Source organism: Solidesulfovibrio fructosivorans JJ], from assembly GCF_000179555.1.
Taxonomy (GTDB): domain Bacteria; phylum Desulfobacterota; class Desulfovibrionia; order Desulfovibrionales; family Desulfovibrionaceae; genus Solidesulfovibrio; species Solidesulfovibrio fructosivorans.
Genome location: NZ_AECZ01000003.1, coordinates 140892 through 167381, shown reverse-complemented (window position 1 = coordinate 167381; position 26490 = coordinate 140892). Strand labels below are relative to the sequence as shown.

The 26490-nt window shown below is 65.2% G+C and carries 17 protein-coding genes and 1 tRNA gene; 5 read left to right on the top strand and 13 right to left on the bottom strand.

The features are described 5' to 3' along the window. Window positions 1-18: 18 nt before the first annotated feature. The 3 genes from DESFRDRAFT_RS03530 (at window position 19) to DESFRDRAFT_RS03520 (ending at window position 7114) form a co-directional block, all read left to right on the top strand. Window positions 19-5178, top strand: coding sequence for a diguanylate cyclase (locus DESFRDRAFT_RS03530; RefSeq protein ID WP_005991153.1), 5160 nt, complete (start codon window positions 19-21; stop codon window positions 5176-5178). A 214-nt stretch (window positions 5179-5392) separates the two neighbouring features. Continuing rightward, a complete protein-coding gene (locus DESFRDRAFT_RS03525) occupies window positions 5393-6064 on the top strand; it encodes a type 1 glutamine amidotransferase domain-containing protein (protein ID WP_005991151.1) in 672 nt (223 codons plus the stop codon). A 420-nt stretch (window positions 6065-6484) separates the two neighbouring features. Beyond that, a complete protein-coding gene (locus DESFRDRAFT_RS03520) occupies window positions 6485-7114 on the top strand; it encodes a peroxiredoxin (RefSeq protein ID WP_005991149.1) in 630 nt (209 codons plus the stop codon). 289 nt (window positions 7115-7403) lie between these two features. On the opposite strand, the gene DESFRDRAFT_RS03515 is transcribed toward DESFRDRAFT_RS03520, so the two are convergent. The 8 genes from DESFRDRAFT_RS03515 to tmcD form a co-directional block, all read right to left on the bottom strand. After that, window positions 7404-10088 carry a cation-translocating P-type ATPase gene (locus DESFRDRAFT_RS03515; RefSeq protein ID WP_005991147.1) on the bottom strand — a complete coding sequence of 895 codons (2685 nt, stop codon included), beginning with the start codon at window positions 10086-10088 and terminating at the stop codon, window positions 7404-7406. A gap of 260 nt (window positions 10089-10348) precedes the next feature. Then, window positions 10349-10762, bottom strand: a complete 414-nt coding sequence (locus DESFRDRAFT_RS03510; RefSeq protein WP_005991145.1) for a response regulator — start codon at window positions 10760-10762, stop codon at window positions 10349-10351. 102 nt (window positions 10763-10864) lie between these two features. Beyond that, window positions 10865-11785: a hypothetical protein gene (locus DESFRDRAFT_RS03505; RefSeq protein ID WP_005991143.1), complete on the bottom strand. Its 921-nt coding sequence runs from the start codon at window positions 11783-11785 to the stop codon at window positions 10865-10867. 168 nt (window positions 11786-11953) lie between these two features. Beyond that, window positions 11954-13948, bottom strand: a complete 1995-nt coding sequence (locus tag DESFRDRAFT_RS20590; RefSeq protein ID WP_144004898.1) for a diguanylate cyclase — start codon at window positions 13946-13948, stop codon at window positions 11954-11956. 265 nt (window positions 13949-14213) lie between these two features. Then, complete coding sequence (tmcA, locus tag DESFRDRAFT_RS03495; protein WP_005991139.1) at window positions 14214-14603, bottom strand: acidic tetraheme cytochrome c3 TmcA; 390 nt, start codon at window positions 14601-14603, stop codon at window positions 14214-14216. Window positions 14604-14627: 24 nt separating this feature from the next. Further along, window positions 14628-15947, bottom strand: coding sequence for an electron transfer complex ferredoxin TmcB (tmcB, locus tag DESFRDRAFT_RS03490; RefSeq protein ID WP_005991137.1), 1320 nt, complete (start codon window positions 15945-15947; stop codon window positions 14628-14630). 15 nt (window positions 15948-15962) lie between these two features. Continuing rightward, complete coding sequence (gene tmcC, locus DESFRDRAFT_RS03485) at window positions 15963-16622, bottom strand: TmcC family electron transfer complex membrane anchor subunit (protein WP_005991135.1); 660 nt, start codon at window positions 16620-16622, stop codon at window positions 15963-15965. A gap of 9 nt (window positions 16623-16631) precedes the next feature. Further along, entirely contained in the window at window positions 16632-17900 is a 1269-nt protein-coding gene (gene tmcD, locus DESFRDRAFT_RS03480; RefSeq protein ID WP_005991134.1) for an electron transfer complex subunit TmcD, read from the bottom strand. A 190-nt stretch (window positions 17901-18090) separates the two neighbouring features. Between tmcD and DESFRDRAFT_RS03475 the strand changes: the two genes are divergently transcribed. Continuing rightward, window positions 18091-20310, top strand: a complete 2220-nt coding sequence (locus DESFRDRAFT_RS03475; RefSeq protein ID WP_005991133.1) for a lytic transglycosylase domain-containing protein — start codon at window positions 18091-18093, stop codon at window positions 20308-20310. Between the two features lie 168 nt (window positions 20311-20478). On the opposite strand, the gene DESFRDRAFT_RS03470 is transcribed toward DESFRDRAFT_RS03475, so the two are convergent. From DESFRDRAFT_RS03470 to DESFRDRAFT_RS03450, 5 genes are all read right to left on the bottom strand, one after another. Continuing rightward, the gene (locus tag DESFRDRAFT_RS03470) at window positions 20479-20946 is read right to left on the bottom strand and encodes a chemotaxis protein CheW (protein ID WP_005991132.1); all 468 of its coding nucleotides are present in this window, start codon (window positions 20944-20946) and stop codon (window positions 20479-20481) included. A gap of 101 nt (window positions 20947-21047) precedes the next feature. Beyond that, window positions 21048-21491 (bottom strand): universal stress protein, encoded by a 444-nt coding sequence (locus DESFRDRAFT_RS03465; protein ID WP_005991131.1) that lies wholly within the window; start codon window positions 21489-21491, stop codon window positions 21048-21050. Between the two features lie 136 nt (window positions 21492-21627). Then, complete coding sequence (locus DESFRDRAFT_RS03460; RefSeq protein ID WP_005991130.1) at window positions 21628-23253, bottom strand: DNA repair protein RecN; 1626 nt, start codon at window positions 23251-23253, stop codon at window positions 21628-21630. A 22-nt stretch (window positions 23254-23275) separates the two neighbouring features. Beyond that, window positions 23276-24070: an ABC transporter permease gene (locus tag DESFRDRAFT_RS03455; protein ID WP_052303437.1), complete on the bottom strand. Its 795-nt coding sequence runs from the start codon at window positions 24068-24070 to the stop codon at window positions 23276-23278. A gap of 132 nt (window positions 24071-24202) precedes the next feature. Continuing rightward, on the bottom strand, window positions 24203-25234 hold the full coding sequence (locus tag DESFRDRAFT_RS03450; RefSeq protein ID WP_052303434.1) for an ABC transporter permease: 1032 nt from the start codon (window positions 25232-25234) through the stop codon (window positions 24203-24205). A 118-nt stretch (window positions 25235-25352) separates the two neighbouring features. On the opposite strand from DESFRDRAFT_RS03450, the gene DESFRDRAFT_RS03445 reads away from it, so the two are divergent. Beyond that, window positions 25353-25428, top strand: a tRNA-Ala gene (locus DESFRDRAFT_RS03445). Window positions 25429-26490: the final 1062 nt, after the last annotated feature.

The window sequence follows — 26490 nt, the reverse complement described above, 5'->3', positions numbered from 1 at the left end:
CGGCGGGAAGGAGCAACAATGTTCGGTATCCCTGGTTATTCCAGGTTCGAAACCATTCATACCGGCCGCAAACACCGGGTGGTGTCCGCAGTGGAAGACGCCACCGGCCGGATGGCCGCCCTCAAGATGCCGTCCGTCCTTCTGCCCTCGGGCAAGGCCCTGACCGTTCTGGAAAAGGAATACGAATACCTGCAACGGCTCGACCTGCCGGACATTCCCCATGCCGCGCGGCTCATCCATACCGGGCGCTCCGTCGTCGTGGTCATGGAGTGCTTCGACTTTCCCACCCTCAAGCAGGCGGCCGAAGACCGCCCCCTGCGCCTGGCCGAAGCGACGGACGTCGCGGAAAAGCTGGCCCGCATCCTGGTCCAGCTCCATGCCCGGGGCATCATCCACCGCGACATCACCCCGGCCAACATCCTCTATGAGCGCGCCGCCGGGCGGGTGGTGCTCATCGACTTCGGCTCGGCCATCGACATGCCCCAGCAGTCCTCGACCGGACTGCGGCCCGAAACCGTGGAAGGCACCGTGGCCTACATGTCCCCGGAGCAGACCGGACGCATCAACCGGCCGGTGGATTTCCGCTCCGACTTCTACTCGTTCGGGGTCACGCTCTACGAGCTGCTGACCGGCCGGCGACCGTTTACCGGAGACGACGCCGGGGCGCTGATCCACAGCCATCTGGCCGTGACGCCGCCGGCCCCGAGCGCCCTCGATCCGGCCGTTCCCCAGGCTCTGTCAGACATCGCCATGAAGTGCCTGGCCAAGGACGCCGGGGACCGCTACCAGGGCGCCGTGGGCCTGCACGCGGACCTGCACCGGTGCCGCGCGGACCTGGAGCGGCGCGGCGAGATCGCGCCTTTTCCCCTGGGCGAGGCGGACATTCGCGACCGCTTCCAGTTTCCCGAACGCATCGTCGGACGCGACCGGGAGCTTGCCGCGCTGCAAGACCTCTACGAGCAGGCCGGCCAGGGCCAAAGCGCCGTGGTCCTAGTCCGGGGCGTCTCCGGCGCGGGCAAGACCTCCCTGGTCCAGGAGCTGAGCCGAGCCGTGGCCGCGAAAAAAGGCTACGTCGCCTACGGCAAGTACGACCAGTACAACCGGGCCGTGCCTTTTTCCGGGCTCATCGAGGCCCTGTCCCTGCTGATCCGCCAGATTTTGAGCGAAGGCGAGGCGCGGGTCGCCTCCTGGAAGCGGCGCATCCTGGCCGCCGTCGGCCAAAACGGCCGGGTGCTGTGCGAGGTCATCCCGGATCTGGAGACGCTCATCGGCGAGCAGCCGCCAGCGCACGCCCTGGACCCGGTTGCGGCCCGCACCCGCCAGGGCACGCTCTTTCGCCTGTTCATGGAAGCGCTCGGCCGGCGCAACCATCCGCTGCTGCTCTTCCTCGACGACCTGCAATGGATCGACGCCGCCAGCCTGTCGCTTCTGGAGCTCATGGGCAGCCTGCGCGGGGAAGGGGCCATTCTTTGCATCGGCGCCTTCCGCAGCAACGAGGTGGCCGAGACCCATCCCCTGGCCGTGACCCTGGCCGCCATGCGCAAACGGCAGGCCAGCATCGCCGAAGTCCTCGTCGGACCGCTGACCCAGACCGACCTGCGCGGCTACCTGGCCGAGATGTTTCGCCTGCAACACGCCGAAGTCGCCTCCCTGGCCAGGGCCCTGCACGCCAAGACCAACGGCAATCCGCTTTTTTCCCGCACCCTTTTGACCGCGCTTTACCAGGACGGCCATCTGCGCTTCGACGGCGAACTGCGCCGCTGGATCTGGGACGACCGGGCCGTCGCGGCCATGCCCTATGCCGACAACGTGGTGGAGGCGCTGCAGGCGCGGCTGGCCACCCTGCCGGCCGGGAGCCTCGAGCTTTTGCCCCTTGGCGCCTTGATCGGCAATCCGTTCTCCCTGGACGCGCTGGCGAGCCTAAGCGGCCGCGGCCGCACGGCCCTGGCCCGGGATCTGGCCCCGGCCCTGGCGCAAGGGCTTCTCACCTCGCCGCGCCGGGACGTGGAGCTCTACATCCAGCAATCGGCGGACCGTCTCGAGGACGTCACCTTCGCCTTCTGCCACGACCGCATCCAGCAAGCCGCCTATGCCCTGCTGGAGGAAACGCGCAAGCCCGCCCTGCATCTGGCGGCGGGGCGGCTCGTTTGGCATTCGTTGCCGCCGGGTAAGGACGACAACCGGCTCTTCGACGTGCTCGAGCACATGCGCAAGGGCGCGCCCCTCCTGACCGACCCCGGCGAACGCCTCCGGGTGGCGGAGCTGGCCCTCGCGGCCGGACGCAAGGCCAAAACGGCCACGGCCTTTACCGACGCGACCGGCATGCTGGACTTCGCCCGCGCCCTGCTGCCCGAAGCGCCCTGGGAAAGCGACTACCCCCTGTGGCGCGACATTTCCCTGGATCTGGCCCAGAGCCTGTACCTGGCCGGACGCTACGACGAGGCCGAAATCCGTTGCGCCGAGATCCGCGCCCATGCCGCCACGGACCGCGACCGGCTCCGGCTTTTCAATGTCCAGGCCAAGCAATACCACCACCAGGCCCGCTACGCGGAAGCCGTGGAACTGGAATACCGGGCCCTGGAGCTGCTCGGGTTCGAAATCCCCCACGAGGACGACGCCTTGCTCGCCCTTTTCGAGGCGGAGAAGGCCCATATCGGCGCCCTGATCGAGGAGAAGGCCGGCGGCGACCCGGCCGCCCTCTACGACCAGCCCGAGGCCACGGCCCCCGACCATATCCTGGCCCAGGAAATGCTCTTCGACCTCTACGCCGATTCCTACCTCATCGGGCGCGGCCTGGTCTGCGCCGCGGTCTCGGCGGTCATGGCCCGCCTGGCCATGGACCAGGGCAAAAGCCCCCTGGCTTCGGTGGCCTACATCCACTACGCCTCCACACTGTGCGCCATGGGACTTTGCGCCCGCGACTACCGCACCGGCCACGCCCTGGGCAGCCTGGCCGCCCGGCTGGCCGAACACTACGCCGTGCCGGCCCTGCAAAACTACACCTACCACGTCTTTTCCCTGGCCGTGAACCACTGGATCAACCCCCTGGCCTCGAGCCACGGGTATTGGTTCGAAGCCTCGCGGCTGGCCCTGGCCTCGGGCTCGCCCTACTCGGGCTACGTCTACCTGCAACTGGCCCACGTCCAGCTGGCCTCCGGCGCGCCCCTGGGCGACGTCGAGGCCCAGGCCGCGCGCAGCCTGGAATTCCTGCGCGCCTCGGGCATGGACGGCATCGTCACGTTGCTGCGGCTCATCGTCGGGCAGCCGCTGCGGCACCTGCGGGGCAAGACGCGCTCCATCGCCAGCCTGGACGACAAGGATTTCGACGGCGCGGCCCTGGCCGAACAGTTCGCCTCACTGCCGTTTTTCCTGGGTTCCCTGCGCTACTCCCAGTTGCGGGTGGCCTGTCTGGCCAACACCGAGGAGGCGCTTCCCCCGCCCGAGACCCTGCATGGGTGGATCGACGTGGTGGACGCGACCCAGCAGGGCCAGATCATGCTGGCGGACAGCTGGTTCTTCTATACGCTGCTTCTTTTGGAGCACGCCCGCCGGGCCGGGGGAAAGCCCCAAGGCGAGCTCGGCGCGCGCATCGCCCTCGGCCACGACAAGCTGCGCCTTTGGGCCGAGCTTTGCCCGGCCAACTTCCGCCACAAGCTCCTGCTGGCGGAAGCGGAACGGCTGGCCGGCCCGGCCGGGGACAGCCCGGACCTCGCCCGGATCATCGACACCTACGACCAGGCCATCGACGCGGCCCTGCAATCGGCCTTCGTCCAGGACGCCGCCATGGCCGCGGAAAAAGCCGGCCGGTTCTGGCTGCGGCGCGGCAAGCCGCATCTGGCCAAGGCCTATTTCGAACAGGCCCTGTCCTATTACGACCGCTGGGGCGCCACGGGCAAGGGACGACACCTGCGCCAAGCCTACGGCACCCCGCTGGCCGACATCGCGATCCGCGGCAACACGCCGCTCTTCGCCTTCCAAAGCCTCGGCCTGGAGACCTCCAGCGGCACTTTTTCCGAAACGTTTTCCGAGGGGCTCGACCTGCTCTCCGTCATCAAGGCCACCCAGGCCATCTCCAGGCACATGGTCATGGACGACCTGGGACGCGAACTCACGGCCATCGCCACGGAGAACGCCGGCGCGACCAAGGGCGTGCTCATCCGCAACAAGGACGGCCGGCTCGTGGTGGCCAACGTGATCATGGCCGGCGACCAGGCCCCGCTCCCGGAGGCGACGGGCGAAGAGACCCCCGTGGAGCTCTCGCCGGACATCTCCCCGGCGGTGGTCAATTTCGTGGCGCGCACCCGCCATTTGGTCATCCTCAACGACCAGGCCGATCCGGCCGCTCCCGGCTCGGGGCTTTCGGTCCATCGCGACGAACAGGCCACGCTGTTCTACCAATGCCCCTACCTCGCCGCGAAAAAACCCGCCTCGCTGTGCTGCCTGCCCATCATCCTGCAAAACGAGGTGCGCGGGCTGCTGTATCTGGAAAACGCCGCCACCCGGGGAGCCTTTCGCAAGGACCGCCTCCAACTGCTCAACATCCTGGCCGGACAGGCGGCCATCTCCATGGAGAACGCCAGGGTCTACAACGAACTCAACGAGATGAACTGCAACCTGGAGACCCTGGTCCGGGCCCGCACCGCCGAGCTGCACGCGAAGAACAAGGAGCTCAACAGGAAAAACCTGGCCCTCCAGCGCCTTTCCACCACGGACCAGCTCACCGGCGTCTACAACCGGCGCTCCATCGAGGACAGGCTCAGGCACGAAATCGAGCACTGCCGCGACAACGAAAGCTCGCTGGCCATCATTCTTCTGGACGTGGACTGCTTCAAGGACGTCAACGATACCTTCGGCCACAACGTGGGCGACACGGTGCTCGTGGACATCGCCGTCACCATCGGCCGGAACGTGCGCAGTACGGACTTCTTCGGGCGCTGGGGCGGCGAGGAATTCATGGTGGTGGTCTCGGAGTTCGTCAGCAACGTGCTGCCGTTCGCCGAACGCCTGCGCAAGGTGCTGGAGAAAAAGCGGCACCCGACGGCCGGCAAGGTCACCGCCAGCCTGGGCGTGGCCCTCTACCTTCCCGGCGAAACGCCCTCCCAGTTCGTCAGCCGAGCCGACCAGGCCCTGTACCGGGCCAAGGAAAACGGCCGCAACCGCGTGGAACTGGCGGTGTAGAGGGAAGGGAAGGCCCCGGGGGGAAACCTTTCTTGCAGAAAGGTTCTCCCCCCGGCCCCCCTTTCCAAAGGCTCTTAATAGGACGAGATGTTAGCGGCAATGCATCAATAACTATTAAAAAATTTAGGAAGGGGAGAGCGCGAGAGGGGAGAACCCTTTGCAAAAGGGTTTCCCCTCTCGCATCCTCCTCTCCCGCATCCTCAGGAGATTTGTCATGGCCAAGCGTATCCTGTTCGTGCTCTCCGGCCATGCCGCCATGGGCGGCGGCAAGCCTGCCGGCTGTTATTTTCCGGAGCTGGTCCATCCCTACTACGTCATGGTCGAACGGGGCATCGAGCTGGATTTCACCACCCCGGGCCCGGGCGGCCCGTCGCTGGCCCAAACCGACTTCAACGACCCGGCCCAGATACGGCTCCTCATGGACCGGCAGGCCATGGACCGCATCCTGGGGGCTCCCCGGCCGGAGACGGTGGACGCCGCCAGGTACGACGCCATCTTCTATACCGGCGGGCATGGCGGGCTTTACGATTTTCCCGACAATCCGGCCCTGATCGCCATCGCCGAAAACATCTGGTCCCGGGGCGGCCTGGTTTCGGGCATGTGCCACGGCCCGGCCGGACTGCTGAACCTCAAGGACTCCTCGGGCGACTACCTGATAACGGGCCGCAAGGTGACGGGCTTTTCCCGGGCCGAAGAGGTGACCTTCGGCGTGCTCATGGACATCCCCTACGTCCTCGAGGACACGCTTGCCTCCCGGGGAGCGCGGTACCACTGCTACGGCGTGAACCAGGGGTTCGTGGTCCGCGACGGCCGCATCATCACCGGCCAGAACTGGTATTCCTCCCAGCTCGTGGCCGAGGCCCTGGCCGACGCGTTGGAAGCCTGAGGCCGCGTCCTTCGGCCCGGCCGCCTCCATTCCCGCCTTTCCCGGCGCGGGCTCCGCCTCGCGTCGCGACCTCGGCGTGCGCGCCGGCGCATGTGGCCGTAGCGCCGGCACGGCCATTTCAAGCGGCGCCACGTATAGCGCGTTCTTCACTTCTTCACGGCGCAAACGCCGGACGCTGTCAGCCCATTTTTTTCCCGAGCAAGGCGGCCCGGGCGTGGGATTCCCCGTGCCTACCCATCCTGCCATCCCACCAAAATAATAGATGAAAAAATATTTTGCTCTTTTTTGGATTTTTCCCTTGACGCAAGGGCCAAATTCTAAATAAGAATAATTCCTAATTTCAATTAGCGAATACCCGCCGCCGGCGCAACCGCGCCAACCGGCGCACGCCCATGCCAACCCTTTAACCAGGAGGAGCCCATGTTTCCCATCGGAAGTCCCTTCCCCGAGATCGAGGTCGTCACGACCCAGGGAACCCTGAAATTGCCCCAGGATATGCAGGGCAAGTGGTTTATTCTTTTCAGCCACCCCGCCGACTACACGCCGGTGTGCACCACCGAGTTCGTGGCTTTCCAAAAACGGCTGGCCGAATTCAAAAAACTCAATTGCGAACTTGTCGGCCTGTCCATCGACCAGGTCTTCTCGCACATCAAGTGGGTGGAATGGATCAAGGAAAAGCTCGGCGTGGAGATCGAGTTTCCGGTGATCGCCGACGATTGCGGCAAGGTGGCCGAGACCCTGGGCATGATCCATCCAGCCAAGGGCACCAACACCGTGCGCGCCGTGTTCCTTGTGGATCCGAAGGGGATCGTGCGCCTGATCCTGTATTATCCCCAGGAGCTGGGCCGCAACATGGACGAGCTGCTGCGCGCGGTCAAAGGCCTGCAGGCTTCCGACGCCAACGGCGTGGCCATTCCCGCCGGCTGGCCCGATAACGAGCTGATCAAGGACCGCGTCATCGTGCCGCCGCCCAAGGATGTGGCAAGCGCCAAAAAACGCCCCGGCGAATACGAATGCTTTGACTGGTGGTTCTGCCACAAGCCCCTGTAGCCCGTCACCCGTCCCTTCCCGGCCGGCGGGGCGTCGTCGTCCTGTCGCGCCGGGGAGGTCCGGTTCGATAGCCTTCGGAGCGCCGGGCGTCATCCGCGACGCCCCCAGCCTCGCCGTCCCGAAAAACCGCCCCTAGAGCATCACCAGGCTATCGTATTCCAGGTGCAACCATTGGCCCGGGTCGATGGGGGCGTAGGCGCGGGCACATGCGCCGCGCCGGCCGAAAGCCTGCTCGAGGTCTGCCGCCTGCTCGGAGTGGAGCACCTCATCCGCCCCGTTCCGAGCTTTTTCAAGCCCCGCGCCTGAGCCTCCCGCCGGCCAGGTTGGACATGAGCTTGCCGGCTTCCACCACAACCACCACGGAGACGGCCAACCCCACGCACGCGGCCCATTGCCGCCAGGTCAGGGGAGTGGTCCTGAAGATCCACTGGAACCCGGGCCACTGCACGACGGCCACCTGGGCCAGGGCGGCGGCGACCATGCTTGCCAGCAGGAACATATTGGAAAACGGGTTTAAAAGAAAAATGGAGCGCTTTTCGGACCGGCAATTGAGCACCTGGAAGAATTGAAAGAACACCATGGCGGTCACGGCTCCCGTCCGGCAGACTTCAATCTCCTGCCCCGAACGGTACAGCCACTGGAAGTACCAGACCACGCCGGCGGCGATGGTCACGCCGACGATGATCGTGCGCCACAAAAGCGCCTTGTTGAGGATGCCCTCGTCCAGGGGGCGCGGGCGGCGATCCAGCACGTCGGGCTCTCCCGGCTCCAGGGCCAGGGCCACGTCCTGCAAGCCGTTGGTCACGAGGTTGATCCAGAGGATCTGCGTGGGGACAAAGGGCAGGGGCAGGCCCATGACCATGGCGGCCATGATGGAAAGCAGCTCGGCAAGCCCTGTCGGCAGCAGAAAAAACACGGCCTTGCGCAGGTTGTCGAACATGATCCGCCCTTCCTGCACCGCATGGTAGACGCTGTTTATGGAATCGTCCGTCAGCACCATGTCCGAGGCTTCCCGGGCCACGTCCGTTCCCTTGCGCCCCATGGCCACGCCGATATGGGCGGCCTTGAGCGCCGGGGCGTCGTTGACGCCGTCGCCGGTCACGGCCACCACCTGTCCCTGGCGTTTGAGGGACTCCACGATGGCCAGTTTCTGGGACGGCATGACGCGCGCGAACACCCTGTGGCGCAACACCGCCTCGTCGAAGTCGCGACCGTCCAGCCGCTCCAGCTCCCTGCCGGTGAGCGCGACATCGCCGGCATGCGCGAGCCCGATCATGGAGGCCACGGCAACGGCGGTTTCCGGATGGTCCCCGGTCAGCATCTTGAGCCGTATGCCGGCGCGGCGGCAGCCGGCGACGGCCCGGGCCGCTTCCGGCCGGGGCGGGTCCAGCAGCCCCATCAAGCCGAGAAAGGTGAGCCCGGACCGCACGTCCTCCTCGTGGAGGTCGCGTTTCCCATCGGGAAAGTCCTTGCGGGCCAGGAGCAGCACCCGCAGCCCTTCCCTGGCCATGGCCGAGGCCGTGTCGCGAACGTTCGCGGCATTAAGCGGCGTCCCGGCCCAGTCCGACGCGCACGCCTCCAAAAGCCTTTCCGGCGCGCCCTTGAGCAGCGCCACTCCGCGCCCGTCCACGGCGCTCAGGCTGGCCATGAAGCCGCGCTCCGACTCGAAGGGCAAGAGCGCCAGCTGCCGATGCGCCACGCGTGTCGCCGCCGGGTTCAGGCCGCCCTTGAGGGCCGCCGTCAACAAGGCGTTCTCGGTGGGATCGCCCTCGAACAAAAATATCCCGTCTTCTTCCGTGATGCGGCTCTCGTTGCAAAGGACCCCCGCCACGAGCATGTCGCGCAAACGCGGCGCTTGGGTGATCGCGCACGGTCGGCCGTCGCACAGGATATCCCCTTCCGGCGCGGCCCCCTGGCCGGTCAGCGCATAGCACGCCTCACCATCGGCAAGCGTCCGCACCGTCATTTCGTTCAAGGTGAGCGTTCCGGTCTTGTCGGAGCAGATGACCGTGGTGCTGCCGAGCGTCTCCACAGCCGGCAGCTTCCTTATGACGGCGTTGTGGCGCGCCATCCGGTGCACGCCCACGGCCATGGCGATGGTGACGACGATCGGCAGCCCCTCCGGCACGGCGGCGACGAAGGCCGCCACCGACATGAGGAACATGTCCTTGACGCTTTCGCCGACCATGATGCCGACCCCGAACAACGCCGCGGCGGCAATGACCACGGCCAGGCTCAATTGCCTGGCAAAGCGTTCGAACCGGACCGTGATCGGCGGCTTCACCCGGCCCACGGAGCGCATCTTCCTGGCGATGGAACCAAGCCAGGTGGCCTCGCCCGTGGCGACGGCCAGGCCCATACCACGGCCGTGCACGATCGCGGTTCCCTTGAAGGCCATGTTGCTCTGATCCACCGCCGGCAGGAACGGGTCGGCCAAAGGGGCGGCCGTTTTGGCGGCGGGAACGGATTCGCCGGTGAGGGCCGATTCGTCCGCGCGCAGTTCCGTCGCCCTGATCAGGCGCAAATCGGCCGGGACCACGGCGCCGGAGGCAAGCACGACGAGGTCTCCGGGAACGAGGTCCTCGACCGGCACTTCCCGTTCCCTGGCGTCCCGCATGACCGTCGCCCGCGGCGAAAGCAGGCTTTTCAGGCCCGAAACGCTCCGTTCCGCCTTGAACTCCTGGGTGAAGCCGATGATGCCGTTGAGGATGACGATGGAGCAAATGACGCTCGCGTCGATGTATTCGCCGACCCAGACCGCGATGCCGGCCGCTATGAAAAGGACGTAGATAAGGGGGCTTGCGACCTGGTCGAGCACGAGCCGCCAGAGACGCAGCCCGTCCGCCTCGGGCAGGGCGTTGGGACCGTGGCGAAGGAGCCGCTCCCCGGCTTGCTCCGAAGACAAGCCGTCAAAGGACGTCCCGAAGCGCTCGAAAAGCGCTTCCGTCGCCAGCATGTGCCATTTCATGCGCATCGACCACACCTCCCTACCGACGGCCCTTGCGGCAATGCCCCCCGCTTTTGATCATTTTCGGGCATACACCAAAAGGCCGCCGCAGTCGCGGCCAACTTGCGTCGCGTCCGGGCTTTCGAAAACCGGCCGTACCAGCCCGGCGTGAAAACAGCTTTTTTAATAACGGCGGGTGCGAGGGGACAGCACAAAAGAAACGGGCGCGGGCGGGGAAGACTTCCATCAAAGTCTTCCCCGCCCGCGCCCGCCTCCGCTCTTCCGAACTACCCTTCGCGGCCCGGCGCAAGGCAGCCGAGGCGCGTCAACTCGGCCAGGATGGATTTTTCATCCACGGGTTTCTGGAGAAAGGACGTCGCGCCGCCGAGGTACATGGCGTTGTGGGTATCTTCGCCGTCCTCGAGCACCGAGGTGATGACGATCTTGCAGCCATCCCCGTCCGCGATGCCGAAATCGTTTTCGATCTCACGGATTTCCTTGAGCGCGCGGGGGCCGTCGATGACGGGCATGAGCAGGTCCATGAAGACCAGGGTGTAGGGTTCGCCGGCTTCCAGGGCTTTCTTGAAGACCATGATGGCGTCCTCGCCGTTCACGGCCGCATCGCATTTGGCGTATGGATGCAGAATATACTCAAGAAAACTACGACTGTAAAAATCGTCATCAACGATGAGCGCCCTCATGGGACCTCCGGCGGCTATGGGTCGGGAGACGGCGAGGGAAGCAATGCCGAACGTCTTTCTCCCTAGCCAGCGGCCAGGGGCTCTGTCAAGACAGGCAAATCACTAATCGTTTTTCAGTATGGTGGTGTAATTCCCGGCGCAGTGGCAGTCCGTGGCGTAGCGGTCCACGTAATCGAGCCGGGTGCGCAGGCAGGAGACGAGCCCGTCGCGGAAGACGACCCAGATGCGGCCGTAACCGGCGCAGACGTAGCTCTCCGGGCCGATGACCGCCTGTTTGAGGGCGGCCGGGTCGCCCATCAGCTCCTTGACCTGGGACATGGACATGCCGGGCACGACGCGCCGGGCGGCAAAGGACGCGTCCTCGCGCATCCTGTTTTCCATGCCCTTGGCGGCAAATTCCCGGTCCGCGCCAAAGGGCACGGCGGCCATGCGGGCCTCGGCCGCCAGACGGTCGCGCTTGGCGGTTTCGGCCAGGGCGGCGGCGCGCAGCTTCCCGTCGGCGGCAAAGGCGGCCAGATGCGACTCCAGGGCCTCGGCCGGGGTCTCGGCCCGTAGCGTCAGGCGCACGGCGGTTCCATCCGGCACGGGACGTATTTCCTCGTCGGCCACGGACACCCGCATGAGACTGTCGGCAAAGGCGCGCAGGTCGCGGTGGGATAGCCGCAGCCGGGCCACGCCCGGATCGGCGGCCAGATTCGAAGCGGCCGTGTCGATGAGCTTGCCCCGGGTCTGATTGACGCACAAATGCCTGGCCTGCCCCCGCTCGATGCTCGGTCCGTAGAAGCAGGTCGAGGTGGCGGAGAAGACCCTTGCGTCGGAAACATGACGTCGCACGTCGCCGGGAGCCCGGCCTGGAGGCGTGGCCCGCGGCCCGGCCTGTGCGGCCTCCGGCTCGGGCGCGGGGGCGGGGGCGGGGGCGGGCAACGGTTCGGGCAGGTTCGCGGGATCGACGGCAACCGCCGGCGCGGCAACCAGCAGCCAGGCCGCGACAAGACCGGCGAAGGCAAGGCAAACACGTCCCATGGTCGTCTCCTTTCCCCAACTCTATGCAAGAATTGATCTCGAGGCATTGGGACGGCCAGGGCGAAGCCTCTTTTGGGCAGATCGGGCTTTCTCCCAGAGTGGGAAAAAAACGTGGGGTCCCTGCCCCGCCCGAAAGGCGGTTGCATGCGGGGCAATCAGCGACACACGTTAAAACTCGCCGTAACAACAAACCCGATTACGGCCATTGCGCTTTGCGTGATACAAGGCAAGATCCGCCCGACGCAGCATGTCGTCCACGGAGTCGTCCTCTCTTTGATATTCCGCCAATCCGATGCTCACTGTATAGGAAACCGGCCCGGTGCGCGTATCGATGCAAGAGCTGTACAGCTTCTGCCGCAACCGCTCGGCCACCTCACGCGCGTTCTCGATATCGGCCTCGATGATCAGCGCGGCGAACTCCTCGCCGCCGATCCGGCCGACATGATCAGACGTGCGTACCGTTCCCTGAAGCTCCGCGCCAAGGGAACGCAACACCTCATCCCCCACATCATGGCCATGCGTGTCGTTGACGGCCTTAAAGTGATCCACGTCAAGCATGAGCAGGGCAAAAGGCTTGCCGTAACGCTTCGCCCGAACGAGTTCCATGCTTGCCTGCTCCAAAAAGTGACGACGGTTGCTGATGCCTGTCAACGCGTCTTTTGTGGCGAGAAGATGCAGCTCCTCGACACGGCGTTCCAGTTCATGTCGCGTAACGATAAGTTCCGTCACATCGGAGACAAGCACAAATACGCCACGCACGCCATCCTCGACACTGTCAGGAACATACCGCACAAGGGTATGGCCGATCGCGCCGTCGGCACGGGTTCTCCCCTGCTCGAAAACCTGGGCCTCGCCACGGAGCGCCCCACGGATACGCGCCTCGTTTTCCGCATAAAGCGCGTCCCCGAGCAGTTCGTGAATGTCTATCCCTTCCATCTGGTCCCATGTCTTGCCGAACCACTCCTGATAGGCTTTGTTGGCGTACTCACAGCGATTCTCGGCATTCCAATAGGCGACCATGGCCGGGACGTTGTCCATCACCATACGTAAAAAATGGTCGCGACGCGCGAGTTCTTCGGCGGCCCTGGCCATCTCCGCATCGCTTTTATATCGCCACCTCTGGACGGAGAGCAGCACCAGCGCGAAGGCCAAGGCCACAAGCAGCCCCCCGCCGCCCTTGAGCCAGGCATTCCTTCTCCAGTCCCCATAGATGACATGGGTGTCCCTGCTGACGCCGATCACGAGCGGCACGTTCATCGGCACCCCCGCGGGGTGGATCGTGTGCACGACCAGCAGGCGATGATCTCCTGTGAGGGAGGCCCTGCCTTGAAAGACATTGCGGTCGCGGCCGCTTTGCATATGCCGCGTAAAAAACGAGCCGGGCTTGGCGAGATCGGCGCCTTCCGCATTGTCGCGCGGCGGCACCATAAGAAAGCTGGTTCCCCCGGCATGCGCCAGATTCACCCACATGTCCGGCGCATAAAGCATGGCCCGGAGCAACGGTTTAAAAAAGCCAGGGTCCAGAGTGGCGTTGACAATTCCGGCGAACTTTCCCTCAGGACCGACGATGATGCGCCCGGCGACAATGACCCATGGCCCGAGAACCGACTTGAAGGGACGGCTGAGATAAAGGGTCCCGGCATCGCCGCCCTGCTTCATGTCGGTGAAATAGTCGCGGTGGGCGAAATTACGGCCGATCAACTCCGGGCGGCTGGAGGCGACCACCGTGCCCCGCGCGTCGTAGAAGCTCAGCGTTCGAACTCCAGTCAGCGCGCTGGTCAGAATGCGCAGCCTCTGGTCGACCATCTTTGTGTCCGGGATGGGAAACGCTGTTATCCGCAGATCTTCGAGGACTGTATTGAGCGCGATAATATCCTGATCAAATATCTTCTGAACAATGTCCGTCTGGATCTCGAGAAGCTTTATCTCATAATTCTCAACAGTTCCACGTTCAAAATAAATATTCAGGCCGATGATGCTCGTAAGCGCAAGAAGTCCGGCACAATAGATTGCCCACTGTGCGGCGAGGGATGGCACCCTGAAAAACCGCCCCGCATTCAAAACTCTATTTTCTTCTCGTGTTGCTTTTATAGTCTCCATATTGATTGAACGTTTAACGTATTTCCCCTGAAAAGCAACGCTCCCCGCAATTTGGCGCGGCAACCGAACAGGTCCCCTGGGGCCTTGATTGGAGGGAAGAGAATGCGAAAGGGGGAACCTTCTTGAAAAAAGGTTCCCCCTTTCGCGCTCTCCCCCCCAAAATAAACTATAACGCCCGCAATTGATTTAATAATACGTTGTAACCACTAAAATTCTTTGGGAGGGGGGCTGGGGGAAACCCTTTCTTCAGAAAGGGTTTCCCCCAGAGAGCAACCAAAAAGGCGCGGCCGGTTTCCCGGTCGCGCCTCGTGCTCGCGTATGGGTGGTCTTACTTCACGGGCCGGTGGCAGTCGCCACAGGTCACGGGGCCCTTTTTCTTGGCCATGTGGCAGCCCATGCACTGCTCGTGGAAAGCCCGCATCAGCGGGGTGCGGCCGGGCTTGCCGGCGGCGGTGTGGCAGTCGGAACAGGGAATGCCGGAGGTGTCCTGGGACGGATCGCGTTTGCCGTCCTTTTCACCGTGGTGGCAGGTCGTACAGTCCGAAATCCCCGCCTTCTCGTTGTGGGCGTCGTGGTTGAAGACCGCCGGCAGCCGGGTATGCGCGGCAAAGCCCTGGTCCGGGATAGTCGTCATGTCCTCCTGGCTCAAGGCCGGGATCGCCAGGAAGCAGGCGGCGACGAGAGCCACAAGCGCAAGCGGTATGGTGCGTCGTTTCATATCGGGTTCTCCTGCTCGCCGGGGTTACTCCGCCTCGGGCTTCTCCATCAGTTCATAGATGATGTCGCCCAGGAACTTGATGTGCATGCCGAGTTCGTACTTGCTGACAATGTCTTCCAAACCGCCGTGACAGTTGTGGCAGGGGGCGACCAGGGTCTTCACTCCCGTGGCCTTGAGCTGCTCGGCCTTGATGGCGTTGCCGGCGACGCGGGTGTTCTTGAAAGGGGGGCCGCAGTTGATGACGCCGCCCCCGGCGCAGCAGCAGTAGTTGTGCTCGCGGTTGGGGTACATCTCCACCACTTCCTCGCACAGGAAGTGGACCACGTCGCGCAGCTTGTCCATGAGGCCGCGGCCGCGGATGACGTTGCAGGGGTCGTGGATGGTGACCGGGTCGGCGTACTTGTGGGTGATCTTGATGCGGCCCTGCTGGATGAGCTCCCAGAAGAACTCGATCGAGTGGACCATGGGGACGGGAGTCCATTTCCAGCCGAGCCAGCGGTTGCCCACGTCGTAGACGGCGCGGAAGGCATGGCCGCACTCGCCCATGACGATACGCTTGACGCGCAGGCGCTGGGCGGTCTCGTAGTGGGCGCGCTCGACCCGGCCCATGATCTCGGAATCGCCCGAGAACATGGCCATGTTGGAGTTGTCCCAGCCGGGCGTCGCCGGCATGGTCCAGGAAAGCCCGGCCGCGTTGAAGATGGCCGCGGCCTGGTAGATGAGCTGGGTGCGGAACTTGGGTTCCGGGGCGATGACCGAATACATGAAGTCCGCGCCCTCGACCTCGAGCGGGATGCGCAGGTCCGGGAACTCGTCGCGGGCCTCTTCTTCCTGCCACTGGAGGGTGTCGGGCCACTCGTCGTCTTTCACCCACATCTGGTTCATGGTGGCCGAGTGGCTGTGGGCGGTGTCCTGGATGTACTGCGGGGTGCAGCCGAGTTTGGAGCACAGCCGGCGCACCACACTCATGATGTAGCCGGTGTCGATGCCCAGCGGACAGTAATGGATGCAGCGGCGGCACAGGTTGCACTCGGTGTAGGAGAGCTGGGCGCACTCGTAGATGACCTGCGGGTCGACCTTGCCGTCGGCCTTGAGCAGGCGGCTCATGGTCTGGGTGACCTTGGCCACGGGCATGTAGCTCGGGTCCTTGTGCGACATGTAGTAGTGGCAGGCCTTGGCGCACATGCCGCAGTGCACGCAGGTCTCCATATAGGTTTTCAGGCGCGCGCCGCATTCGCCGGCGATCAGCTCCTTGAAGACCTTCTGTATCTTCTCCGGGTTCAGGCGGGAAACGCCGCGCCTGAGCCCTTCATCCTCGATGAGGCGGTCGGCAATGGTGCTCATGAAATCCTCCGGTCTCTACCAGTCCTTGGCGTGTCTGACGGACCCGAACTCCGAGGCGATGTAGCCGCGGCTGAAAAAGCCGAACAGCATGTGGGAGAGCCTGGTGAACGGGATGGCGATCAGCATGGCCTCGCCGCACAGAATGTGCAGGGTGGTCATAACCAGGTTGTCGCCGATGCGATGATAGGCCAAAACGCCCGTCAGGAAGGTCAGGCCCACAAGGGAAACCACGACGACGTCCTGGGCGCTGGTGACGAAGCGCACTTCGGGGACGCTTACGCGCCGCCACAGGAAGTAGGCGCAGATGACGACCACGACGATGGACAGGATGTCGGCCAGCTGTCCGGGCAGCGCCGGCCAGGACCAGCCGTGGAAGGTGTCGAAGAGCACGATGTGCCCCATGAGGAACAGCGGCACCAGAAAGAGACAGATATGAAAGACGAAGGTGGCCACGGTGACGACGGGATTCTCCCGCCAGCCCAGCGACCCGAAGGGGGTCAGCCAGTGGGTGAGGGATTTGATGGCGTGGGGCCAGCTGATGAAGGCCACGAAGGCCCCGTCCTTTTTGAGGGCCAGGGCGCGCATGGCCAGCAGGCGATAGGCCGAACCGAGGATAAAGATGCCGAAGGCCAGCCAGGCCAGCGGTCCGACGGCGAGATCGTACAAGGCGTGCATGACTTCCTCCTAGCCGGTAAAGGCCGTAAGCGGGGCCACGATTCGATGGAGCTTGCCGTCGGCGATGGCCCGGATGAGGACCTTGGTTCCGTCCGGGGAAAACGCCGGGTCGAAGCATTTGTCGAAGCTCTGGGGGTAGGCCTTGCCGTCGCACACGACCGTAAACCGGCCGGCGCGTTCCACGGCCACGGCCAGGTGCGCGCCGTCGGCGCTCCACACCAGGGGCCAGGCCATGTCGTATTGGCCGCTCCAGACCTTGCCGTCGCAGATGACCGTGAAATTCGTGTTCTGGTCATTGCCGATGGCGGCCACCCGGCCGCCGGCCGGGCTGATGGCGAGGTCCGTGACCACCGGGAAGGTCGCGTCCCAGGGCGTGCCGTCCACGGCCACGGTGAAGACGCCGAAGCTCGGGGCCACGATGGCCGCCAGCTTGGAGCCGTCGGCGGAGAACGCCGGATGCCAGACCTGGGCGAAGCGGGGTTCCCAGACCATCTTGTCGTCGATGGCCATGCCCCAGGCCCCGGCCTTGCGCACCGGCGCGGCGACCTGCCCCGTGGCCGGGTTGAAGACCGGGCCCCAGGCGCAGGCGTACGCGCCTTCCCAGGCCTTGCCGTCCACGGCGATGGTGTAGTCGTAGAGCGTGCGGCGCACGGTGGCGGCCACGCGCTTGCCCGCGGCGTCGAAGGCCGGATTCCAGCAGTTGACGAAGATGGAATCCCAGGCGACGCCGTTTACGGCCACGCTGAAGATGCCGTTCTGGAAAGTCTCGATGTCGGCCTGAGCCAGGGACTTGACCTGGACGACCGCCGCCGAGGCGGACCCGTCGCGGGACAGGGCCACCATGTTGGCGTTCTCGAAGAGGGTTTCCCAGACGGTCCCGTTGGCCACCATGCCGTACCGGCCGTCGATCTGGACCGGGGCGGCGATGACGTCGCCGGCCTCCGAGAAAAGGGTGTTCCAAATGTAGCCGTACTGTTCTTCCCAGGCGGCGCCGTCGACGGCCATGGTCCATTCGCCGGCCGACTGCACGAGCGCGGTCAACCTGCCGTCCGGGGAAAAGCGCGGATACCAGATCTTGTCGAAGGTTTCCTCCCAGACTTCACCATTGACCGCCAGGGAAAACTCGGCGTCCGGCAAAGCGGCTACCATTGCCACGGTCTCGCCGTCGGGCGAGACGTAAGGTTCCTCCAGCCACTCGTATTCACGCGAGCACTTTCGCAGATCGTCTACAACGACGCGGGCGCCCGGCGTGAAATCCCAGGACTGCGCGAAGGACATACCGACCTCCTTGACGGGTGGAAAAAGGCACAGGCTTCGCGCGACAAACGCGCGAAACCCGAATACTCATAGCGGACCCCTGAAAACTCCGGCTTGTTAGTCACGAATTTCACGTTTAGTCAAGGGGTGTCCTTGTTCGAGACATCAAGGAAAATGGCCATATACGACTCGCCAAGGTAGGATATTCCGCATGCGCATGCCGGGAATAAAATGCTTCTCCGATCGGTTTGGTTGGGTATGGATTGCCCTGGTCCTGACGCTCGTTGCCGCGCTTTCCGATACTGTCGGGGCCGCGGGACGGGAGCCCTGGTCACCGCCCGCCGCGCCGGACGGCATTCCCCTGCCCCGTTCGGCCCGGCTCGGGGGCAGCCTGGACAAGGCGCCCCGGCCCGTGAACGGGGAAAACGCCGCCGCGGGCTATGCAACGGCCCTGGGCATAAACGAGGTGCTGGCCGGCCGTGAGGCCGCCGGCGCGGCGCGGCTGGCCGCCGTGGTGTCGAAGGCCGGCCCCCTGGCCGATGTCGCCGCCTATTACGCGGGACTGGGCTTCTACCTGGCCGGGGACGCGGCCGGGGCCCTCAATGCGCTCACGCCGCTCACCGCCGCGCCGGAAACCTCCTTTCTCGGCCGCGACGGCCAGTATCTGGCCCTTCAAAGCGCCGCCCGCCTCGGCGACCACGAGAAAACGCTGGCCCTGGCCGAAAGCTGGCTCACCGAGGCCGCCGCGCCGCTGGCCCCGGAAGTCTGGCTGCGGGCCGCCGTGGCCGCCGCCGCACTCGGCCAGGACCGCAAAGCGGCGGACTTCTTGCGCCATCTGTCGCTCACCTGGCCGGCGTCCAAAGCCGCCGCCGCCGGCAACGCCCTGGCCCGGGCGCTTTGCGCCAAAGGGAAGGACGCGGCCTGCGCCTTCGATCCGGACACGCCGGCCAACGTGCTGCTGCGGGCCGAGGCCATGGTGGAGAAGCGCTCGCCCGAGGCGGCGCTGACCCTGTTGCAGGGCAGCCACGGCTTCGACGCCGGACAGGCGGCCCGGGCCGATTACGTGCGCGGCAAGGCGCTCTACCGCCAGCGCAAGTTCCGGGCGGCGACCGGAATGTTCGCCAAGGCGGCCGCAATCGATCCCGATGCGCCGCTGGCCGGCTGGGCCCGCTACCACGAGGCGCGCTGTCTGTGGCGCTCGTTTGACGCCGAGGACATCGCCCGCATGGAGGCGCTCTTGCGCCGGGTGCTGGCCGCGCCCAGCCGCGACGACCCCCTGCGCGAGGTGGCGGCGCGCCATCTCGCCCTGGTGCTGGCCGAAAACGGACATTTCAAGGAGGCCCTCGACGCGGCGCAGCAGCTCAAGGGACTGGCCGTCTCGCCGGATCTGGCCGCCCAGGGCGCGTCGCTGACCGCGATCCTGCGCTACGTCACCGGGGACATGGCCGGGGCGGTCACGGATTTGGAGGCGTTTACGGCCCGTTTCCCGGACGACGACTGGGCCGACGGGGCGCGCTTCTGGCGGGGCAAGGCGCTGGCCGCCCTGGACCGGCCCGAGGAGGCGGCGGCCGCCTATCTCGAGGCCATGTCCCGCCGCCCCAATACCTATTACGGCGGCAAGGCCGCCGCCGCCCTGGCCGGGCTCGGCAAGGCGGTCCCGGACGTGGTCGCCTCGTCGGTGCGCCGCACCCCGACGTGCCCGGGACATGCCGACGGCTTTTCGCAACAAGCGGCCGACGACCTGGACAAGGCCCGGTTGCTCGCCGATTCGGGCCTGCCGTCGCTGGCCGGAATGGAGCTCGATTTCGCCAGCCGGGCCATGCCCGAACGGGCCGACCTGGCCATGGCGAATATTGCGGCGGCGGAGGAAATGGGCCGTCGCGGCACGGTCCTGCGCACGGCCTGGCGCACGTTCGGCGGCTGCCTGCTGCGCGGCACGGCGGCGGATCTGGCCCCGCTGCGCCAGGCGCTCTACCCCCGGGCCTACGACCGGCTGGTGGTTGCGGCGCTCAAGGGTTCGGACATCGACCCGGACATGGTCTATTCGCTGATCCGGCAAGAGAGCTTTTTCGACCCCAAGGTGGTGTCCGGGGCGGGGGCGGTGGGGCTCATGCAGCTGATGCCGGCCACGGCCAAGTCCGTGGGCAAAAAGCTCGATCTCAAGGTGACGCGTCGGCAACTGTTCGATCCGGCGGTCAACATCAGGCTCGGGGTGGCCTTTTTTCGGGAGCGGGTGGAGAAGGCGGGGGGTCTGGCCGCGGCGCTGGCCGGCTACAACGCCGGGCAGACCAGGGCCCGGCTTTGGACGCGGCACCTGGGCGGGCTCGGGCAGGAACTTTTCACCGAGCTCATTCCCTACACCGAAACCCGCGACTACGTGCGGCGCATCACGGCCAACGCCATGATGTACCGCCGCCTGTACGGGGATTGAAAGACCGGGGGAAGAACCTTTCTTGCGGAAAGGTTCTTCCCCCGGGCCCCCTTTCCAAAGACTTTCGACGGAATACAGGGGAGTCCTGGCATATGCGCCGCGCAAATGCGGTAATGCAGCCTCGGATCCGGCTGCGAAAGAGATTTGTTAAGGGAGCGTAAAAGGGGCCTAGCGCCGACGGGCGGAGACCTCTTCCAGGGAAAAAAGCCGGTCCGGGTCGAGGACCATGACGAAGCCGCCGTCCACCATGGCCAGTCCCTTGACGAAGCGCGGCGGCACGGGCAGCCCCATGTCCGGGGGCGGGGCGATGTCCGCCGGGGCGATTTCCACCACCTCGTGCACGTCGTCGGCCAGGGCGGCCACGGGAAGCGTCTCGCCGTCGAAATCGCGCTCCACGATGACCAGACAGGACGTCTCACCCTCGTCCGCCTCACCGAGTTCCAGCTTGCGGCGCAGGTCCACCACCGTGGCCGCGTTGCCGCGCAGGTTGACGACGCCGCGCAAATAGTCCGGAGACAGGGGCACCCAGGTGATCGCCGGCACGTCGAGCACCTCGGACACCACCAGGGATTCCAGGGCAAAGCATTCGTTGCCAAGGCGAAACGTCAGATATTGTCTCGGGACGTCGTCGGCCATGGGACCTTCCGCGTTGCAGGGGGATAGAGGTTCTCTCCATACGCCATGCGCCCGGTTTGGGCAACGGTCTCACGCCGTTTTCCGAAAAAAGGCCGCCGGTCTCAGACCGGACGCACGGTCAGCACGGGCACGGTGGCCGTCTTGACCACCTTTTCGGCCACCGAGCCGAAAGGAATGCGGTCCACGCCGCGCCGGCCGTGGGTGCCCATGATGATCATGTCCACGCCGGCCTTGCGCGCCACTTCCAGAATCTTTTCCGGGGCGTAGCCGTATTCCACCCGGCCCTCGGCCGCCATGTCCGCGAAGCGCGCGTCCATGAACTCGCCCATGACCCGGTTGGCGCCTTCCAGAATCTGGTCGACCAGGGTCCGGATGCTCTGGGGCGGCACGTAGAGGCTGGCGTAGCGGTTCATGCTCGGCGAGACGTAGAGCACGAGCAGCCGGGCGCCGAGCCCTTTGGCGAAGATGGTTGCGTATTCGGCCAGGTACTGCGCGGCCTCCGAGAAATCCACGGCCAGCAGGATCGTTTCGACCTGGGGCGACATGGGGGGGACCTCCATGGGTTATCCGCCGCGAGACCAACCTATCCCCGACGCCCGCGCCCGGCAAGGGGCCGGGACGCCCCCCCCGCTTCAAGCGCGGCGCCCCCGGCTATCCGTTACGGCCTGGAAGGAAAGGATGCTACAGATCGGTGAGCAGCCGTTGGGCCATGGCCACGCCGGCCTCGCCGCCGCCGGCCATACGGGCCAGCTCCGAGGCCACGGCCTGGCCGGAAAGCCGCGTGCAGCGGGTGCTGGTCTGGTCGTTTTCCACGGACTTGCGCACGAAAAAATGCCGGTCGGCCAGCCGGGCCAGCTGGGGCCAGTGGGTGATCAGCACGATTTGCGAGGTCCCGGAAAGCTTTTTGACGTACTCGCCCACGCTGCCAAGGGTCAGGCCGCCGATGCCGGCGTCTATCTCGTCGAAAATGAGGGTCGGGCCGCCGGGTTCGGCGGAAAGGGACATGAGCGCCAACAAAAAGCGGGAAAGCTCGCCGCCCGAGGCGATCTTGTCCAGGGGCTGGGGCGGCTGGCCGGGATTGGGCCGCCACAGGATGCGGGCCCTGTCCTCGACAAGCGCCGGCGCGGCCACGGCCACCGGGGTATGGACCGTGGCCGGGGAAAATTCGAAAATGACCTTCACGTCCTTGGAGAACCCGAGCCCGCGCAGGATATCCTCCAGGGCGTCGGCCAGACGTTTGGCCGCCGCGCGCCGGGCCTCGGCCAGGGTGTCCAGCACCGTGGCCAGGGCCTCCATGCCGGCGGCTTCCTCCCGGGCCAGCTGCTTGCGGTCCAGGGCGCACCCGTCCAGAAAATCGAGGTTGGCCGTGACTTGCCCCCCGAGGTCCACGATCTCGGCCAGGGATTTATGCAGCTTGCGCCGCAGCTGGGCCAGCTCGAACAGGCGTTTTTCGATGGCCTCGGCATCGCTTGCCGAAACGGCCGCCCCGGCCGCCGGGGCGCGGCGCAGGCGCACGGCCATGTCCTTAAGCTGATGGCGGAAGGCGGCCACGGCCTCGGCGTCGTCGGTGAATTCCGGCGCGACCGCGCCGGCGTGGAGCAGCTCGGCGTGCAGGTCGGCCAGGCCGTCGAGGAGCTTGGGCTCGCGCTCGATGCACTCGAGGGCCTTGGACAGCGCTTCCGACGCCTTGCGCGCCTGGGCCAGGGCCGCCCGTTTGGCGCTCAGTTCCTCCTCCTCGCCGGGGAGCGGATTCACCTTCTTGATCTCGGTCTGCTGGAACTCCAGGAACTGGCGTTTTTCCTCCAGGGACGAGGCCTTGGCATCGAGTTCGCGGATGCGGCCGGCAATATCGGTCAACTCCTTGACCAGCCGGTTGCGCTCGGCCAGGGGGGCGGGATCGGGCAGAAAGGCGTCCAGGAGCGCCGCCTGAAAGGCCGGCTGGAGCAGGCGTTGCTGGCCGTGCTGGGAGGCGTGGAGCAGGAGCCTCGGGCGCATGGCGGCCAGCGTCTCGCGCGAGGCCAGGGAGTCGCCCACGTAGATGCGGCTGCGCCCGGTTCCGGCGGCCAGCTCCCGGCGCAAGATGAGGTCCTCGCCGTCCTGGACGAAAAGCGCCTCGACCACGGCCTTGTCGCAGCCGGCCCGCACGAGCTCGGGCCGCATCTTCTCGCCGGTGAGAAAATTGACGGCCGAGACGATGAAGCTCTTGCCCGCCCCGGTCTCGCCGGTCAGCACATTGAGCCCGGGGCCGAGTTCCAGCTCCAGGTCGTCGATGAGCGCCAGATTCTTTATCCGCAGCACTTCGATCATACGCGCCGCCTTGCCTCGTATCCTACTGGCGCAGCCTGGGGTCCAGGATGTCGCGCAGGCTTTCGCCGATGAGATTGTAGCCGAGCACGGTGAGCAATATGGCCAGCCCCGGGAAAATGGACAGCCACGGGGCGACCTCCAGCACTTCCTTGCCTTCCATGAGCATGTTGCCCCAGCTCGGCATGGGGGGCTGCACGCCAAGGCCCAGGAAGCTGAGCGAGGATTCGGTCAAAATGGCTCCGGCCACGCCGAGGGTCGCCGAGACGAGCACCGGCGCGGCGGCGTTGGGCAGGATATGGAAAAAAAGGATGGCCGGGGCCCGCATGCCCGAGACCTTGGCGGCCAGCACGAATTCGCGGCCGCGAAGGGTCAGGGTCTCGGCCCGCACCAGCCTCGCCACGCCCATCCAGGACGTGAGCCCGATGACGACCATGATGTTGATCAGCGACGGGTTGAGGAAGGCGATGACGGCCAGGATCAGGAAAAACGAGGGGAAACAAAGCATCACGTCCACGCCGCGCATGATGACCTCGTCGACGAGCCCCCCGAAATAGCCGGCGCAAAGCCCGAGCGCAAGCCCGATGGACACGGAAAGCCCGACGGCCACGAACCCGACCCAAAGCGACACCCGCCCGCCGTAGAGCAGGCGCGAGAGCACGTCGCGGCCCAGGGCGTCGGTGCCGAGGGGATGGGTCGGCCCGGGAGGGGTGAGGATGGCGTCGACGTTTAGGGACAGCGGATCGTAGGGCGTCACGTAGGGCGCGGCGAGGGAGGCGAGCGAAATACCGCCGACCAGGAGGAGCCCGGCCCACAGCATGCCGTGCCGCGGCAGATGCCGCCGCAGAAAGCGTCCGAACGCCTCACGCACGGTCCCGTCCTCCAAGGCGTATCCACCCAAAAAACATGATAATGTTCTTTTCTAACACCATACTTTTCTTCGCCTCTATCCTTAGCGGCCACGCCCTCCAAGGCGTATGCGCGGATCGGCCAGGGCGTAGCCGGCGTCAGCCAGCAGATTGCCGGCCAGGGTCAGGACGGCCCCGAGCACGAGGTTGCCCATGATCAGCGGATAATCGCGGGCCATGACCGACTGGTAGAAGAGTTGCCCAAGGCCCGGCAACGCGAAGATGGATTCAATGATGACCGAGCCGCCGATGAGCCCGGGCACGGAAAGCCCCAGGATGGTGATGACCGGCAGCAGCGCGTTACGAAGCGCGTGCTTGTAGATGACGACATGGCCGGGCAGGCCCTTGGCCCTGGCGGTCAGCACGTAATCCTGGCGCAGCACCTCGAGCATGGACGAGCGCAGAAACCGGGACATGCCGGCGAGGCTCCCGAAGGTGTAGATGAAGATCGGCAGGGCCAGATGACGGGCGAGGTCCAGGGTTTTGCCGAGCGGCGAGAGCGTGTTGAAATCCATGGAGGTGAGCCCGGAAATGGGGAGCAGGCCCCACTGGATGCCGAACAGGAGCATGAGGAGCAGCGCCAGCCAGAATCCGGGCATGGCGAAGCCGATGAAGACGAACACCGTGGCCGCGCGGTCGAAAAGCCCTCCCTGGCGCACGGCCGAGGCCACGCCGATGGGCACGGCGATAAGAAGGGTGAGAAAAAGCGAGACGATGTTCATGGAAAAGGTCAGGGGCAGGCGTTCCCTGATCTTGTCCCAGACGGGGCGGTGGTCGCCGGAGAGGGACTGGCCGAAGTCGAAGCGCACGAGCTTGCCGAGCCAGTCGGCGTATTGGACGTAAAGGGGGCGATCGAGGCCGTAGAGTTTTTGGAGCCGGGCGTAGGTCTCGGCGGTGGCCAGGGGATTGAGGGTGGTCTGCATGTCCGTGGGCGAGCCCGGGGCCAGGTGGATGACGGCGAAGCTGATGAGGGTGATGCCGAAGAAGATGCCGGCGACCCAGAGGGTTTTGCGCAGGAGGCGTTTGGCCAGGACAAGCACGTTAAGGGGACTCCTTGTGGCTATGGCAAGCGCCATCGTACGCTCGGGTTGTACGGGAAACGGGTATGGAAGAAAAGGGCGCGAAAAAAAATGGACGGGCGCGAAAAAAGGGCTTGACTTTTTTTGGTGTGAGGATAATTTCACCTCTCGCTGCGGGGCTGTAGCTCAGTTGGGAGAGCGCTTGAATGGCATTCAAGAGGTCGTGGGTTCGATTCCCTCCAGCTCCACCAAGAAGAATGCCAAGGGGTTACCGAGAAATCGGTGACCCCTTTTTCTTTGCCTAAGCGCCAACGCCCGCCAACACTAGGTTGTGGCGGCCCCGACCGGGGCGGCACGATGTTTCGCACCATCCATCCAGACTGAGCACCCTCCAGGGGGATCGCTTGAATTTTTTCAAGAGGCCGCCCCACCCGTCGCCTTTTTGCTCCTGCAAGAGTTTTTCTCCGCAACTTACCTCATGGGTGTATGAGGAAAAAGGCCGAGGACCTCTTGGGGGATTTTCAAGAGGTGGTGGGCGGTTGGCCTTCCTCCCTCTCCTGGGAACCCGTCCCTAATTGGCCATTTGGACTTTCCAAGTGCATCCTCTAAAAAAATCGGAAGCAGGTGAAGACCACTACCCCGGTTTCTCGTCGTCGGCACCGAAGCCTGACCCCTGGATGAGAATTGCCGCAGAAACTGGCCGAGTGAGACACATGGGGCTTGGAATTTACCCGGCCCCATTGGTTTTCTGGGGCTCCTGCCCCTCTGGCCCCAGGCCGCCGGCCCGGACACCCCTTGGATTCGCTCGGTAGGGCCCCTTCCTGGAGCTTTCCCGCTTGCCCTGGGGGTTGGTGTCCCCGGCCAGTCCCTCTCCCAGGAGGGGGTAGGCCTGGAGGAAAGTACGATTTTGTAAGGGGTTAGGTCTTCCTTGACCTCGGCCCATACCCCCGCCTTCGGCCCTTTCCCGGACAAATGGACATTCCGAATGCACCGTTGAAAAAAACGACAACAGCAGGCGACACACCCCTGGGGCCACACACCATGGACAGCTTGATCAAGCCCTGGTGCGGGTCGAGGCCCAGAAACTGCCGGCGTGAGCACCATACCCCTGGAAAGAATCCCGACCCCATCGGGCTCCTACCTCTCCTAATTTCCTGCCCGGACTCGTTCCCGGGAATTTTAATTTCCGCCCTCAAAAAAAGCTCTAGACACGGGCATGGCCCAGGCCTATATAGTAAGCGACTCCTTTGGAAAGGTTGGTTGTAACCTTAACGGAGGTGATGCCGATGGGCCAGTCAGACGAGGGACAGTTT

Excerpts from the sequence above, each read along its gene's own strand:
- DESFRDRAFT_RS03530 (WP_005991153.1), top strand. The coding sequence starts at position 19 with ATGTTCGGTATCCCTGGTTATTCCAGGTTCGAAACCATTCATACCGGC.
- DESFRDRAFT_RS03525 (WP_005991151.1), top strand. The coding sequence starts at position 5,393 with ATGGCCAAGCGTATCCTGTTCGTGCTCTCCGGCCATGCCGCCATGGGC.
- DESFRDRAFT_RS03520 (WP_005991149.1), top strand. The coding sequence starts at position 6,485 with ATGTTTCCCATCGGAAGTCCCTTCCCCGAGATCGAGGTCGTCACGACC.
- DESFRDRAFT_RS03515 (WP_005991147.1), bottom strand. The coding sequence starts at position 10,088 with ATGCGCATGAAATGGCACATGCTGGCGACGGAAGCGCTTTTCGAGCGC.
- DESFRDRAFT_RS03510 (WP_005991145.1), bottom strand. The coding sequence starts at position 10,762 with ATGAGGGCGCTCATCGTTGATGACGATTTTTACAGTCGTAGTTTTCTT.
- DESFRDRAFT_RS03505 (WP_005991143.1), bottom strand. The coding sequence starts at position 11,785 with ATGGGACGTGTTTGCCTTGCCTTCGCCGGTCTTGTCGCGGCCTGGCTG.
- tmcA (WP_005991139.1), bottom strand. The coding sequence starts at position 14,603 with ATGAAACGACGCACCATACCGCTTGCGCTTGTGGCTCTCGTCGCCGCC.
- tmcB (WP_005991137.1), bottom strand. The coding sequence starts at position 15,947 with ATGAGCACCATTGCCGACCGCCTCATCGAGGATGAAGGGCTCAGGCGC.
- tmcC (WP_005991135.1), bottom strand. The coding sequence starts at position 16,622 with ATGCACGCCTTGTACGATCTCGCCGTCGGACCGCTGGCCTGGCTGGCC.
- tmcD (WP_005991134.1), bottom strand. The coding sequence starts at position 17,900 with ATGTCCTTCGCGCAGTCCTGGGATTTCACGCCGGGCGCCCGCGTCGTT.
- DESFRDRAFT_RS03475 (WP_005991133.1), top strand. The coding sequence starts at position 18,091 with ATGCGCATGCCGGGAATAAAATGCTTCTCCGATCGGTTTGGTTGGGTA.
- DESFRDRAFT_RS03470 (WP_005991132.1), bottom strand. The coding sequence starts at position 20,946 with ATGGCCGACGACGTCCCGAGACAATATCTGACGTTTCGCCTTGGCAAC.
- DESFRDRAFT_RS03465 (WP_005991131.1), bottom strand. The coding sequence starts at position 21,491 with ATGTCGCCCCAGGTCGAAACGATCCTGCTGGCCGTGGATTTCTCGGAG.
- DESFRDRAFT_RS03460 (WP_005991130.1), bottom strand. The coding sequence starts at position 23,253 with ATGATCGAAGTGCTGCGGATAAAGAATCTGGCGCTCATCGACGACCTG.
- DESFRDRAFT_RS03455 (WP_052303437.1), bottom strand. The coding sequence starts at position 24,070 with ATGCTGTGGGCCGGGCTCCTCCTGGTCGGCGGTATTTCGCTCGCCTCC.
- DESFRDRAFT_RS03450 (WP_052303434.1), bottom strand. The coding sequence starts at position 25,234 with ATGGCGCTTGCCATAGCCACAAGGAGTCCCCTTAACGTGCTTGTCCTG.